The sequence below is a fragment of the Robertmurraya sp. genome, assembly GCF_036676585.1.
GTDB lineage: Bacteria > Bacillota > Bacilli > Bacillales > Cytobacillaceae > Robertmurraya_A.
On record NZ_JAKFCQ010000084.1, the window covers coordinates 1 to 14,603 of the forward strand.

Sequence of the window (14,603 nt, forward strand, 5' to 3'; positions counted from 1 at the left end):
TAATCTTTCAAATCCTTTACGAGATATTTTCATATCACGATGCTCTTTTGAGAGGACAATACAATGTTCGTTATAATACACATATGGAGAATACTGAAGATACCATGGCTCATCCTCTAGTTCTAGTCGAATCATTCGATGATTGGAGCGAGCTGGGTGACCGACTCGTCCCACGTAGCCCTCGTTCTCTTCACATAGGAGACATTTAGGATATTGAACATCCTGCTTTTTCTCTTTTTCCAAAGCTATTTGCTTCGGATCCTTTTCTGGCTTCGATAGATTGATGGTAATATCTAGTTCTCCGTATGGAGTATCTGTTTTATAACTAATATTCTTAGCAATACTTTTTGTTTGTATATAATTGCTATTTTGACTCAAATGGTAAAAGTACTCTGTTGCACATATTGGATCTTTTTCATAGTGACGGTAAAAACGACGATTCACATCCGAAGGTCTTTGTACTAAAACATTCATGAGCTTGCTTGAAAAGATTTCTTTATCCGCATCCAGGATTCCAACAATCCCTTTTTCAAAAGCATACTGAACGATTTGCTCTAACACATCTGGTATGCTTGCTCCCTTTACCCCTTCCATTTTCTCAGGGTAATCAGCTAGTTGTAAAAGTGACATCAGCTGGTTTCTTGCATATATTTCATCTTCCCGTTCAATCATTTCACATTCCATTGATTGGTCAAGTAGTGATTGAATCAAATCATAGATTTCCATGGAGTGTTTCTCCTTCCATTACTTTTCGTACCCATTTGGATGTGACTGATGCCAGATCCATGCGTCCTCAATAATTTGTTCAATAATCGTTCGCTTAGGACTCCAACCGAGTACCTGTTTTGCTTTTTGAGATGAAGCAATTAACTTTGCTGGATCTCCTGCTCTTCTTGCCACGATTTTTTCAGGTATGCTATGCCCCGTGATTTTCCTTGCTGTCTCGATAATTTCCAACACGGAGAATCCTTGGTTACTACCAAGATTGAACACATTGCTCTCTCCACCATTTTCTAAATACTTTAAAGCGAGAATATGTGCGGCAATTAAATCCTCTACATGTACATAATCACGGATGCAAGTTCCGTCTGGCGTATCGTAGTCATCCCCGAACACAGAGATGAACTCTCTTTGTTCAAGAGCCACTTGTAACACTAACGGAATCAAATGAGTTTCTGGTGTGTGATCCTCTCCCACTTCTCCAGTAGGTCTAGCACCTGCTACATTAAAGTAGCGAAGCGCAACATACTTCATTCCGTAAGCACCGCTACACCATTTCAGCATTTTTTCCATCGTTAATTTCGTCTCTCCATATGCATTGGTCGGAAGTGTTGGAGTATCCTCGGTAATCGGCATAATTTTTTGATCACCATACGTGGCTGCAGTCGATGAGAAGACAATATTTTTCACATCAAACTCATTCATTACTTCAAGTAACACTTGCGTCCCATACACATTATTATCAAAATACATAAGTGGCTTTTCCATAGATTCACCAACAAGGGAATTGGCTGCAAAATGGAGAACCCCTTCAATTTTTTCCTTTTGAAAAACGGAGGTTAAAAACTCTCTTTCTCTTATATCACCTTTATAAAAAGTGGCTTGAGGATGGATGGCCTGTTCATGCCCTGTTTGGAGATTATCAATAACAACCACCTTGTATCCTTGATCGATTAGCTGATATACAGCGTGCGAACCAATATATCCTGCCCCACCTAATACTAATACGCTCATCGTATCAACTCTCCCTTAAGCTCTTTCGTTCCGTCCCCAATACTTGCTACATAAAAGGTTGCTTCATATCCAATTTTTTCTTTATAGCTTTCACCGACTTCTTTAATAAATAAATCAACGTAATTCTTTTCTACTAGAGCAATGGCACAGCCTCCAAACCCAGCCCCCGTCATTCGTGCACCTACTGTCCCTTTTTGGCTCCAAGCCGCACTTACAAGTGTATCCAGTTCAATACCTGTTACTTCGTAATCATCTTTAAGAGAAGTATGAGAAGCATTCATCAGTTCTCCAAAGTAAGCAAGGTTTCCTTCTTTTAGAGCTTTCAAAGCCTTAATCGTACGGCCATTTTCATACACGGCATGCTTAGCTCGTTTTTCTAGGAGTTCATCCCCAATCAACGTACGATTGGCCTCAAATTGCTCTTCCGTTATACTACCTAATGCCTCGATATCCAATTTAGCTTGTAAACGGCCAAGGGCTTCTTCACATTGTGCTCGGCGCTCATTGTACTTCGAGTCAGCTAACTCCCGACGCTTATTCGTATTCATAATAATAATTTTGTGGTTTTCTAGATTAAGAGGAGCATATTCGTAAGTAAGTGTCTGGCAATCTAATAAAATTCCACAGTTTTCCTTCCCCATGCCAATTGCAAACTGATCCATGATGCCACTGTTTACACCAATAAACTTGTTTTCTACCTTCTGTCCTAACTTTACAAGCTCTACTCTGTCAATTTTCAGATCGTATACCTCATCAAGTATGACACCCATTAACATTTCCAGTGAGGCAGAAGATGATAGACCCGCTCCATTTGGAATGTTCCCGTTGATTAAAAGGTCAAATCCGTTTGGCAGAATTCCGAAACTTTCCTGAACGTATCGAATCATACCTTTTGGATAGTTTGCCCAATTATGAGCGGCATCATATTCCAGGGAATCTAGTGAAAATTCAATGATCCCTTTGCCTGGAAAGTTCTCTGAATACATACGAACCAAACGGTCTTCCCTTTCCCTTACTACTCCGTACGTTCCAAAAGTAATAGCAGCTGGAAACACATTCCCTCCATTGTAATCCGTGTGTTCCCCAATGAGGTTAATTCTCCCTGGTGAAAAAAAGAGTCGAACCTGATCTTCTACGTTAAAAATCTCTACAAACTTCTTAAATAATCCCTGTTTATCCATGGTTATCATCCTTCCGCTTCTTCTGGTAAAAATCTAATGAATATCTTTCACGATGATTTAAATTTCAGGTAAATGAAAACGTCTACACTAACTATTTTATTCTTTAAGTAAATTTTAGTCAATGTTTTAGTAAAAGTTTTATTAGCGATGTCAGAGCAATTAAAAAAATCCTTTCAAGTAATTTGAAAGGATACATAATAAAAGTAAATTTACAAACTCCTAAATAGGTAAATTCAACAGTTATCTACCAAATCTCTGCTTTGTCACTGTATGATAAAAATAGCAAATAATGTTAAGAACGAATATCTGTGTACTGTTATATTGGCTATAAGGAGGTGAAGGGAATGGATTATGTAGTTTGTATCAGTCGAACGCTAGATTACATTGAAGATAACCTGCAAGAAACCATTACACTCGAAACACTAGCAGAAATTGCATGCTTTTCTCCTTTTCATTATCATCGTGTATTCCAAGCCCTGGTCGGAGAATCGGTCATGGATTATGTGAGAAAAAGACGTCTTACACGTGCAGCAGAACGACTTTTCTATTCGGATGTAAAGGTGATTGATATTGCAATGGATGTCGGTTTTCAATACCATGAGTCATTCAACCGGGCTTTTAAAAAGTTTTATGGAGTTTCACCTAATCAATATCGAACCGCGCATGCATTATCTGGTCCCTTACGTGGAAAAGCCTACCTTAATAAAATAAGCGTCCAAGGAGGACATATAATGGAACCAAAATTAATCACGAAACCTAAATTTCACATCATTGGATATGAACTGAAAACAAGAAATATAGACGGTCAAAACAATAAAGACATTCCCGAATTTTGGCAGTTATACCTTCAAAAGAAATTATATGAGAACATTCCAAATCCCCTAAACTGCAAAGAGGAGCTTGGTATCTGTACTGATTTTTCCCCAGAAACAGGTGAGTTTGTATATTTAATTGGAATGGAAGTAGCTGAAGGAACTCCAGCACCTAAAGGGTTAGTATCTAGAAGTTTTCCAGAGATGCAATATGCCGTGTTTACAACACCGAAAGCAGATGATGCAACATTTACCAGTTCTATCCAGTCTACATGGAATTATGCGTTCACAGAATGGTTCCCTCAGTCCGGTTATGAACATGCTGGGGTCCTGGATATTGAGCTATATGATGAAAGATGCCATAGGACCGAGAACAAAGTAATGGATATCTATATTCCGGTTAAACAACAGATCATTAAAGCATAAAAAAAGGGATGGTTCCTTGCTTGATTCTAAAGCATCTGAACCATCCCTTTTATTTGCAAATGTTAACAAACTATTATCATAAATAACAAGTTGCCAAAAGTACCGACACTTCATGTTCTTCTCTTATCATTTTTACGTCCTATTAAGGGAATATTGATACTGTATCAAGTTATAGGAGGACCTAAATATGACATTAGAATCGAATATGGAACATAAAACGATCTGTTTCAGTGAATACGATGAATTAAAACGAGTGATCTGCTGCCAGCCACAGTACATGACGATCAGGGATGTAATTAATGAGACCCAAAAGCACTTTAAAAATGAAGGAATACATATAGAGACTGCATTAGAACAGCATAATCAAATGGTCCAAACTATGCGGAATCACGGAATTGAAGTTATATTGCTTCCCTACCATAAGAAATACCCAGAACAGGTTTTTACAAGGGACATAGGATTTACACTCGGACATACTGTGTTTGTAGCCGATATGGCTAGTGATGTTAGGCAGGGAGAAGATAATGTATTAAAGCAGTGGCTGGAGGATGAAGGATTCTCCTACTATAATATTATCGGGGATCAGATTGAAGGCGGAGATGTAATTATCGATAGAGACACCGTGTACATTGGGTTGAGTGATCGGACCAGCCAGCAGGCAGTTGATCATTTAAAACATCTTTTGCCCCAGTTTGATATTAAAGCCATCCAGTTCAAGGCCAAATATTTACATTTAGACTGTGTATTTAATGTTATATCTCCAGAGCTAGCCCTTATCTTCCCGGAGGCTTTGACAAAAGAAGATTTCGACATATTCGGATCAAGATATGAACTTATTGAAGTATCTAATGAAGAACAGTTCACGCTTGGGACTAATGTGCTTGGAATAGGAAACAAGCGAGTCTTGAGCTTGCCAGTAAATAAAAATGTAAATCAGCAGCTTCGTGACCGCGGCATTGAAGTAATAGAAGTTGATATAACAGAAATTATAAAGTCAGGAGGCTCTTTCCGCTGCTGTACGCTGCCCATTCTTAGGTCAAGGACAAATTCATAGTTCATCGTCCAAGAATAACTTCCTCCTTAAACGATTAATCAAAACAACACCAGCTAAATAAAGCAAAAAACAGTGGGAAGCATTCGTTTCCCACTGTTTTTTATTTTCTCTAATTAATCTATTAATTAAAATTTCATGTTTTTTATTTCATGTCCAATGGAAATAAATCCATAATAAGTTGTGGTCACTAACAAAAGAATTAAGGCTATATAAACCAGAGTAATTTTCCATTTTTCTCTCTTTGTAATGGTTGAAAAACTCTCCAGGTAATCAAAATATATTCTTTTTTCTATAATGTATTTGTTAAAAATCTCTACCACCTCTTCTTGTAAATTCTCACTTTCCTCTTTTTTCATCACTTTTATTGCCTCATCAAAAGGTATTTCAAATAGACTTGAAAAATTATCACGCTTTTGTTCCAGCATTTCCACTATAGACTCTTTATTAGCTTCAGTACTTCGAATGCTTTGATTAAATTCATTTAGTTCATTTAATTTACGGATTTTATCAGATAAATTTCTTCTTTCAATATAAAAAACGATGGCATATATTAGCCCTAAAAACACAAAGAAAATAAATGTGTAAGAACTTGTAAAAAACATAGCTGATAAAGCAAAAACAAAGCCCACCATCACAATTTTGAAGTTAATAATTTTAACTATATGTCCTCCATCAAAAGGTGTTATTGGAATTAAGTTAAATAGATTGACAACAGAACCAATCAATACGATAACCATCCAGAATTCGGTTTCTGTTAAAATATAAAGCAAAATCGCTGGGATCACAGATAAAAATCCAAAGGCAGGACCCATATAAGAAATATATGCATCGTCGTAGGCATTTTTAGCTTGTTCTTTTCCCCTTGCTAAAGCTCCTATAAAAGGAATAAATAGGGTTGCATTTGTTGGTATATTCAGCCTCTTCATTGCCCAAACATGACCCATTTCATGGATCATTAGAATATATATAAGTGCAATCCCAAATAACCATCCATATGTTAGTCCATAAGCTAACAACGAAACTAACAGAGTAATAACAGTCGTTAATTTAAAGAACTTTAAAAAGACAAAAATCCATTTCAGCTTTGAAATTATAAGGATAGTAATAGCTCCTATACTTGCCCACAATGTTTTTTTCTTATTCACTCGGAATCCCCTTTATTCTTAATAAATTATGTAGATGGATTTTAATACGGATTCCTAGGTTAATAGTTTCAAATATATTCCTAATTATATATTTTTTTACATTACCTCTTAAGCTAAGTTTGTTGAGAACCCAATGTATTTTTATAAATTTATCAATGAAAATGTCTATAGAGTTATTGTTCATTTGACACCTCAATCGGCACCTATTTTTAGATTGCAGACATTTTGGCTATCAATTACCCTTTTTCAAAAGAAAAATGGCATACTGTTTCGTATGCCATTTCGTTTTACTATATATTTCTATATGCTATGGTTATCATTAATAACTACTGTCACGAATAATAAGCTCTGTTCCCAGTTGCACCTTTTTGGAAACTTTACGTCCCATTACTCGTTCCATGACTAAATCAACCGCTACTTCTCCCATCATTTCGGTATGAACTTTTAAAGTTGATAGTGATGGATAAATATATTTTGAGACACTAATGTCATTCAATCCAATGATATTAACTCTGTCTGGAACCACGATATTTTCTTCATGTAATGCTCTTAGGGCTCCAATCGCAAGAAGGTCATTTCCCGCAAAGAAGGCAGTTGGTAATGCTTCTTGATGCTCAAGTATCGCTTGTTTCATTAATCGATATCCGTCGTCCACTGAAAATGATCCGGTGTAAATAAAGCGTTCTTTCCATAATTCCTTCTCATTCATATAGCTATAAAATGTCTTTTCCCGAAGGTCTGTGATTTCACCTGATTGATCTCTATAGTATTCCCGACCACCAATGTACCCGATAGAAGTGTGTCCTTTATCTAAAAGGTAATCAACGATTTTCTTTGTGGCCTTATCAAAGTCAGTTATAACTGAATCATACGAATCATCCATCAAACTATGATCAACTAAAACGATGTGTTCGGTAATCTCTGCTAGGGCTCGCACTTGGTTTTCACTGAACTTACCTACTGCGATAATTCCTTGAATATTTTCCTGCTTTAACTCCTCAATATCATTGTAAAAATACTTTACGATTTGTGTATCCAGCTGCTGACATCTTGTTTCTATTCCAAACCGTATTGACATATAATATAAATCTTCGAGTTCCTCTTTCTCTGTATACCAATGAACAATCGCAAACTTTGAAGGGCTTGACTTTCGTACAACCCGACGTTTATATTCGAGCTTTTCTGCGACTTCAAATATCTTTTTTCTTGTCTCATCCGTAACCGAAAGCGAAGAATCATAGTTCAATACACGGGAAACAGTAGCAATGGATACACCGGCCTTTTCTGCAATATCTTTGATCGTGGCCATATCATCACCTCTATCTCGCTAATCTCATATATTTATCATTCCATATCCCTATATAAAAAGAAAGGATTAAATTAGAAAATGAAACAAAGTCTGCCCCCTATCAAGGAGGTCAGACCTCGTTTAGCATAAACACGTTAATGTTTAGTTACTATTTTTTACCTTGTATAAGTAAAAATCATCCACACTTCCCCATGCCCCTCCATCTGCTTTTATACTAGCTCCGATAGTAATGGTTCCATCTAGCACTAGAATATCAGGCACTAAAGGATTACTCCAGTTCACCCAGCCATTAACAGAGGTTTGCGTTTTGTATTCTTGTCCCCCTGCGAATGCGTACAAAGACATATCCGAATTATTGGCATCTCCACCCTGTAAAAACATCGAAAGATTATAGTATCCAGGCTCTAACCCAGTAATCGTCTGTTCTACTGTGAAATTTACTTCTTCTCCAGAATAAAAATGAAGCGAGTAATTCCCAGACTTTGCATCAGCAGCCTTATTCTGAAAATCAGTATGAGGTGATGTTCCATTCTTATATATGATGTTCCACATACTTCGATCATTTTCCTCAAATCCTGAATTCATCACAAAATTTTCAGGATTGATCTGAAGATGAAGTTTGACTGTTCCTCCACCTTCCACTTTACCGTTAAGTCCATAGGTACCAACACCATTCTTAATGGCCTGTTGCACTGCTTCTTCGTCCCAAGTGATACGAACAGACCCTGTACTTCCATCATTGTAGGTAACCAGTACCGTTGTTGGCATTGTAACCTCTTCACCTGCAATGACACTTAGTGAAACATCCTTTATTTCGTCAATTTTTAAAGGTGCCACTGACCCTGTATCAACATATTTAAATACATTTAGAGAGGATAACGGACGACCATAAAAATCAAACAGCGCTTGATTGTCAACTGCGCTTCCACCATACCAGTGGCCCGCATCTTCCGGGTCGTATTCTGCCGCAAAGCTAGTCGCCCAGCCCGATCCATATTTCTCCCATAACTGTTGGTTTTTCTTTAGCTTTTTGTCTGGAGCTGCAGGTATCCAAGCAGGCTCCCAATAAAAAACGCCCACTCCTGCTTCCCCGACATTAGCCACCGCCTCCATTACATCCCGAACGGCTGTCGCTTGTCCTTGTACTGTGATAGGGTAATTTAATGTTTGCCCTGAATCCTTTGGTGCTGTATTTCCATGACCGTCTCCATCCTCTTTTGTATAAGTATAAGAGGTTTCCGCTACCATTACTTTCTTTCCGTACGTATTCGCCACATTCTTTAGAACGGAAGTCAAATTCGATAAAGTTCCGTGCCAGAAAGGATAGTAGGAGCTTGCAAATACATCATAGTCCACTTCATTTTCTTGAAGTGTTTTGGCGATAGAAGCGTATCTACCTGAAGACTCTGGGTTGGTAAAGTGTAAGGCCACTAACATGTTAGAATCAAGTTCTCTTACGGCTTTGCTGCCTGCATTGAATAATTGGCTCATCGCTCCCCAAGTTTTCTCTCCCGCAAGACCACCATTGGTTTCGTTTCCGATTTGAACCATTCCAATATCGATTCCTTCATCCATCATGGCTTGTAAGCTCTCTTTTGTATATTCATAGAGTGCTACTTTCTTTTCCTCTAAGTTCAGGTTCTTCCAAGCCTTCGGTGCCTGCTGTTTCGCTGGATCTGCCCAGAAGTCTGAGTAATGGAAGTCTACTAACAGTTTCATGTCATTGGCGGTTGCTCTTTTTCCAATTTCTATTGCCTTTTCTATATCATTATTACCGCCGCCATACCCACGGCCTTTTGAATCGTAAGGGTCATTCCATACTCGAACACGAACATAATTTACTCCTGCATCATGTAACGTTTTAAAAATGTCCTGTTTTTTCCCTGCTTCATTATAAAATTTGACTCCACTGTCTTCTAAGGCAATAATACTCGACACGTCTACCCCTTTAATAAAATCTTCATCGATTCCAGCTACTCTTTTTACGAAAATATCACTTGCAACTGGTTCTGGAATATCTGAAGAGCTTGTAGAAGTTAATTGAAAGCTATCTAAATATCCCCAAGCCTTTGGGGCTCCTGAAACTGTCGCTCCAACCAGTAGGTGTGAGGTATTCTCTGCAAGCTCAAACTTTAAAGTGATGGTTCCCCAATTGTTATAACCAGTGGTTGCCTGCATGTCCCCTTTTTCCTCACCAGCAAACAATGTCACTTGTCCTGATTCTGCACTTGCTCCACCCATCATTTTTACAGACAGCTCATAGCTACCTGCAGGTAAATTTTGAATACCTTGACTTAAAGTAAAAGATTGATTCTCAGTAGCTGTGTCTTTCACCCAATATTTGAATGCATATTCTCCTTCAGCAGGAGTCATCCAAGAATCATCCGTGTATGTAAAATGCTGAAGATCGAGACCATCCCAATTCGTCGTTTCAACAGTCCAAGAAGAATCATCCCAAAAGCTTGTTTCAAATCCGTTATTATTCAATAGATTTACCTGCGCATCCCCTTCACTAGGATGAAATAACACGGAACTTATGATTAATGTAAATGCTAATAATCTAGCGAACACCCTTTTTATATTTCTCATACTCTCCTCACCTTTATCGTAAATTTCTTATATTATTGGAAATCATACTAAGATGTATATTCGAGCAGCAAACGCTTCCATTCAAATCACAAATACATGGGTGGGTTCCCGGTCCCACCCATGCATGCATTCACGTTAATTCGTCGTTCTTTTTTTCTTAACAACTCTTACTTCATACTTCTCTAACGTTACTTCCCCAAGCAATTCTTCACCGGTAATCTTATCTGTTACTGGTAACTCAAAGGTAACCGCTTGATTTTCTTCAGTGAAATTCATAACAAAAATGTAGTCACTTTCCGGAGCATTTCTTACTTGTACCGATACCCCCTCTCCATGTTTTACTGAAGACACAGATTCTAGAGCCAAATCTTTGATTATTTCTTCATAAAAGTCCCTTTGGAACTGATCTTCTAATCGACCACCAATATAGTAAGCATTTCCTTTTTCATATTTGTGGCTAGTTACGGCAGGTGTATTTCCATAAAAGTCATCTGTGTATACACCCTCTACCGTTGCAGTGTTTAGTTCAAGTACCGTAGCATAATCCTTTAATTCATACGTACGATTGTTATACTCCACATGATTTCGATCTTTTGGATAATACGTATCTGTTTCGACTGGTTTTAAGCCAAAGATATCCTGTAGGTCTTTATGCCATCCACCTAAGTACGTTAGGTCAAATTCATTTACAAGGCCACTAATATAGGTCATGACTAGTGTTCCGCCTGCTGCGACAAAGGATTTTAACCGTGAAATGGTTTCTTCACTCATTAAATAAAGCATCGGGACAATTAATAGTTTATAAGATGAAAAGTCTTGTTCCTTTGTTATCACATCTACTGGAATATCTTTTTCCCATAAAGCCTTGTAGTGCTGTTGCAAGGTTTGAGGATAGCGCTTGGTTTCCAATCCAAATCCTTGTGCATCATTGAGAGCCCAGTTGCTTTCCCAATCGTAAAGAATTGCAACATCTGCTGGACGATTCGTTCCTACTATTTCAGATAGATTTTCTAATGTTTTTCCGACTTGAGCTACCTCTTGGAAAACACGGTTGTTTGTACTGTTATCATGATCCACCACAGCACCGTGGAATTTTTCTGACGACCCACGTGATTTTCTCCACTGGAAGTACATGACACTATCAGAACCATGAGCAACCATCTGCATGGAAGATAGAAGATGCATACCTGGTCTTTTGGCTTTATTCACACTATGCCAGTTCACCAAGCTTGGAGTGGATTCCATTAGCAAGAATGGTTGTTGTTTTAAACTACGATAAAGATCATTAATGAATCCAACCTTCATGGCTAAATTCGCTGTACTTTCCCAGTCATTATGCCAAGCTGGATACGCGTCCCAGCTAACCACATCCACATGCTTCGCAAACTTACTATAATCAAGTGCTTGAAACGGAATTAAATCGAATGTATCCGCCATAAAATTCGTTGTAATTGGTACCTCTGGCGTAAGCTCTCTTAATGGAACAATCTCATTTTCATAGAAAGAAATCGTTTGATCGGTAACAAAACGTCGCCAATCTAGGTTTAAGCCATGAACCATACTTTCCCCAATTGGAGAGGGTGATTCAACCTGAGACCAATCACTATAGGTGTGACTCCAGAACGGTCCCCACCATGCATCGTTTAATGATTTCAGATCATGACTATATTTGTTTTTAATCCAATCTCTAAAAGCCGATTGACACTGACCACAGTGACACTCTCCACCGTACTCATTTGAGATATGCCACATCAATAATGCCGGATGACTGCCGTATCTTTCCGCTAATTTGCGATTCATTTCCTGTGTTTTTTCACGATAAACAGGAGATGTAAAACAATGATTATGCCTTCCTCCATGTAATTGTTTCACTCTAGAAGAATTTACGCGAAGAACCTCAGGATACTTTTCCGACATCCAAGCAGGACGTGCTCCACTTGGTGTAGCTAAAATGACTCTTCCACCGATACTGTGAATATTATCAAAAATTTCATCTAACCATTCAAAGTGATACTTGCCTTCCTCTGGCTCCAATGCACTCCAAGCAAAGATTCCAACTGAGAAGGTATTGGTATGGGAAAGCTTCATTAACTTGATATCATCCGCTAAAATTTCTGGATGATCCAGCCATTGATCAGGATTATAGTCTCCTCCATGAAGCATGAATTTGGCATTTGTTGTATAGGTTTTATCATGATTTTTCATTGTCTTCTCCTTCTAATATTGATTTTTTATGAAATCAACCCTTCGTTCCACCAGCTGTTAATCCTGATACAAAGTTCTTCTGAAGCAAAATGAATATAATCGCAATTGGAATACTGATTAGTATGGCTCCAGCCGCAAAGGTAGTGTAGCTAGCCCCCATTACATCATTGACTAGGTTATACAATCCGATCGGTAGGGTGTAAGCCTCAGGTGTTCGTAATATGGTCGATGATAAAACGAAATCTCCCAGCGGCCCGGTAAAACCATTCATCGCTACGACCGCGATCATTGGTCGTGATAAAGGCATAATAATTTGTAAAAAGATTCTTGTGTTACTTGCTCCATCGATTTTCGCGCTTTCATCCAAGTCCATTGGAATCGAGTCCATGTACCCTTTCATCAAATAAGTGTTCATTGGAATTTGACCACCAATATATAAAAGGATTAATAGCCAATGACTGTTCATCATGCCTAGTATTTGTGCTAATACAAATAGAGCAATAAGAGCAGAAAATTGAGGAATCATTTGTAGTAAAAGAAATAAGGTTAATGCATTTTGCCTTCCCTTAAAGCGAAAGCGGGAAAATGCATAGGCCGTAAAGGAAACACTTATAACCGACCCAATCATGGTGAAAACACTTATTTTTAGGGAATTTAAGTACCACCCGCCATATTGCAAGCTTTCTTTCCCTGCAAACAACTCACGATAATGATCAAGCGTAGGGTTTTTAGGAATGATGGATGTGCTTATCAAGCTGTTCCCCGGATTAAAGCTCGCTCCAACGGTCCAAATTAGCGGATAAATAATGATCACTGTCATAAAAATTAAAACCGAATGAGTAATTAGGAGACGAAAGAATTTTTGTTTTTTCATATCTTTCAGCATCTTTTAAGCCCCCTCTTTAAAGGAATTCGTACGTCTAAATTGCCATAGTGCAATCGCAATAACAAACACGGATAGCAAGATGGTTAATGCAGCTGCTAGTGAATACTGACTCGATTGCATTGTTAATTTGTAGATCCATGAAACGAGTATATCCGTTCCGCCAGCCGTCGATCCCGGAACAGCTGGTCCACCACCATTAAATAGATAAATGATATTAAAGTTATTAAAGTTAAACGTGTATTGAGTAATAATGATCGGAGCCATTGCAATTAAAATCATTGGCATTGTAATATGACGAAACTTTGCAAAAACAGACGCTCCATCAATGGTCGCTGCTTCATAAAGGTCATCTGGAATAGACTGGAGGACACCTGTTGTCACTAAGAAAATATAAGGAAAACCTAACCATCCCTGCATAAGAATTAAAGCCACTCGTGTCCAGTTTTCATCTGTCAGCCATGGAAAAGACTGAACTCCAAAAGCAGCCAATATATCGTTATTGATTGCCCCAAAGCTATCATTAAATAATCCCGCAAATATTAATATCGTTACAAACCCAGGGACAGCCCACGGAAGGACAAGAACCGTTCGATAGAACTTGGTAAATTTCACATCTTTCTGATTGACTAACACCGCTAGAAACACACCAAGGCTCACCTGCAAGGTAGAGGCCACAAGCGTCCAAATGACCGTCCAAGCCAACACATCAAAGAAGGTAGAACGCCAAATATCAACGGTGAAGATTTCAAAAAATGTTTCTAACCCGACCCAATCAGCTAAATTAGCTGGTGGTGAGTGGTATAAATCATAATTCGTAAACGCTAATGCGAAACTAAATAAAATTGGGAAGATAACTGCAAATATTAAAATAAAGAGTGATGGTCCACTGATGACATAAGGATAGCCTTGCTCAACTAAATTGCGATAGTCTTCCTTAAGAGAATGCAGACGCTGATTTTTATCTCTCAAATTACCGTTCTTATAAGCATCTCGTAGATTGATATAGTAAAAGGCAAGCCCAAAAATGGTTACAATGACAGCAATAATCCCTTCAGCTAATAGAAAGATAGAGTTATCTCTGGGCACTTCCGTTCCAAGTGTGAAAAGCCCCCAAAAGCCCATATTCAACAAATCACCAAATACTGCAAAAAACGAAACCGCTAAAAGTAGAAATAAAAGCCCTTTGATCCACTGCTTATTGTAAAATTGACCAAGCCCTGGAATGATTGATAAAAGCAAAGCCGTTTTGCGATGTTGCACTT

10 protein-coding genes and 1 pseudogene are annotated in these 14,603 nt (G+C 38.2%); 2 read left to right on the top strand and 9 right to left on the bottom strand.

The window, feature by feature from the left end; genetic code table 11:
- The 3 genes and pseudogenes from ACGLXV_RS11385 to ACGLXV_RS11395 form a co-directional block, all read right to left on the bottom strand.
- Positions 1 to 726 (bottom strand): annotated as a pseudogene (locus ACGLXV_RS11385) (UDP-glucose--hexose-1-phosphate uridylyltransferase); the annotation flags it as partial.
- Between the two features lie 18 nt (positions 727 to 744).
- Positions 745 to 1,734, bottom strand: a complete 990-nt coding sequence (galE, locus tag ACGLXV_RS11390; protein WP_391558677.1) for a UDP-glucose 4-epimerase GalE — start codon at positions 1,732 to 1,734, stop codon at positions 745 to 747.
- Entirely contained in the window at positions 1,731 to 2,915 is a 1,185-nt protein-coding gene (locus ACGLXV_RS11395; RefSeq protein ID WP_391558678.1) for a galactokinase, read from the bottom strand. The genes galE and ACGLXV_RS11395 overlap by 4 nt, the downstream gene beginning before the upstream one ends.
- A gap of 344 nt (positions 2,916 to 3,259) precedes the next feature.
- On the opposite strand from ACGLXV_RS11395, the gene ACGLXV_RS11400 reads away from it, so the two are divergent.
- Both ACGLXV_RS11400 and ACGLXV_RS11405 read left to right on the top strand, forming a co-directional pair.
- Complete coding sequence (locus ACGLXV_RS11400) at positions 3,260 to 4,153, top strand: AraC family transcriptional regulator (RefSeq protein ID WP_391558679.1); 894 nt, start codon at positions 3,260 to 3,262, stop codon at positions 4,151 to 4,153.
- A 187-nt stretch (positions 4,154 to 4,340) separates the two neighbouring features.
- The gene (locus ACGLXV_RS11405; RefSeq protein ID WP_391558680.1) at positions 4,341 to 5,207 is read left to right on the top strand and encodes a dimethylarginine dimethylaminohydrolase family protein; all 867 of its coding nucleotides are present in this window, start codon (positions 4,341 to 4,343) and stop codon (positions 5,205 to 5,207) included.
- 125 nt (positions 5,208 to 5,332) lie between these two features.
- Here the strand turns inward: ACGLXV_RS11405 and ACGLXV_RS11410 are convergent, their stop codons facing one another.
- The 6 genes from ACGLXV_RS11410 to ganP all read right to left on the bottom strand — a co-directional run bounded on the left by ACGLXV_RS11410 (position 5,333) and on the right by ganP (position 14,601).
- Positions 5,333 to 6,352 (bottom strand): site-2 protease family protein, encoded by a 1,020-nt coding sequence (locus tag ACGLXV_RS11410; RefSeq protein WP_391558681.1) that lies wholly within the window; start codon positions 6,350 to 6,352, stop codon positions 5,333 to 5,335.
- 319 nt (positions 6,353 to 6,671) lie between these two features.
- On the bottom strand, positions 6,672 to 7,661 hold the full coding sequence (locus ACGLXV_RS11415; protein ID WP_391558682.1) for a LacI family DNA-binding transcriptional regulator: 990 nt from the start codon (positions 7,659 to 7,661) through the stop codon (positions 6,672 to 6,674).
- 141 nt (positions 7,662 to 7,802) lie between these two features.
- Positions 7,803 to 10,250: a glycosyl hydrolase 53 family protein gene (locus tag ACGLXV_RS11420; protein ID WP_391558683.1), complete on the bottom strand. Its 2,448-nt coding sequence runs from the start codon at positions 10,248 to 10,250 to the stop codon at positions 7,803 to 7,805.
- A gap of 135 nt (positions 10,251 to 10,385) precedes the next feature.
- Complete coding sequence (locus tag ACGLXV_RS11425) at positions 10,386 to 12,455, bottom strand: beta-galactosidase GanA (protein WP_391558684.1); 2,070 nt, start codon at positions 12,453 to 12,455, stop codon at positions 10,386 to 10,388.
- Positions 12,456 to 12,489: 34 nt separating this feature from the next.
- Positions 12,490 to 13,341, bottom strand: a complete 852-nt coding sequence (gene ganQ, locus ACGLXV_RS11430; RefSeq protein WP_119706814.1) for a galactooligosaccharide ABC transporter permease GanQ — start codon at positions 13,339 to 13,341, stop codon at positions 12,490 to 12,492.
- 3 nt (positions 13,342 to 13,344) lie between these two features.
- Positions 13,345 to 14,601 carry a galactooligosaccharide ABC transporter permease GanP gene (ganP, locus tag ACGLXV_RS11435; protein WP_391558685.1) on the bottom strand — a complete coding sequence of 419 codons (1,257 nt, stop codon included), beginning with the start codon at positions 14,599 to 14,601 and terminating at the stop codon, positions 13,345 to 13,347.
- Positions 14,602 to 14,603: the final 2 nt, after the last annotated feature.

Excerpts from the sequence above, each read along its gene's own strand:
- galE (WP_391558677.1), bottom strand. The coding sequence starts at position 1,734 with ATGAGCGTATTAGTATTAGGTGGGGCAGGATATATTGGTTCGCACGCT.
- ACGLXV_RS11395 (WP_391558678.1), bottom strand. The coding sequence starts at position 2,915 with ATGGATAAACAGGGATTATTTAAGAAGTTTGTAGAGATTTTTAACGTA.
- ACGLXV_RS11400 (WP_391558679.1), top strand. The coding sequence starts at position 3,260 with ATGGATTATGTAGTTTGTATCAGTCGAACGCTAGATTACATTGAAGAT.
- ACGLXV_RS11405 (WP_391558680.1), top strand. The coding sequence starts at position 4,341 with ATGACATTAGAATCGAATATGGAACATAAAACGATCTGTTTCAGTGAA.
- ACGLXV_RS11415 (WP_391558682.1), bottom strand. The coding sequence starts at position 7,661 with ATGGCCACGATCAAAGATATTGCAGAAAAGGCCGGTGTATCCATTGCT.
- ACGLXV_RS11420 (WP_391558683.1), bottom strand. The coding sequence starts at position 10,250 with ATGAGAAATATAAAAAGGGTGTTCGCTAGATTATTAGCATTTACATTA.
- ACGLXV_RS11425 (WP_391558684.1), bottom strand. The coding sequence starts at position 12,455 with ATGAAAAATCATGATAAAACCTATACAACAAATGCCAAATTCATGCTT.
- ganQ (WP_119706814.1), bottom strand. The coding sequence starts at position 13,341 with ATGCTGAAAGATATGAAAAAACAAAAATTCTTTCGTCTCCTAATTACT.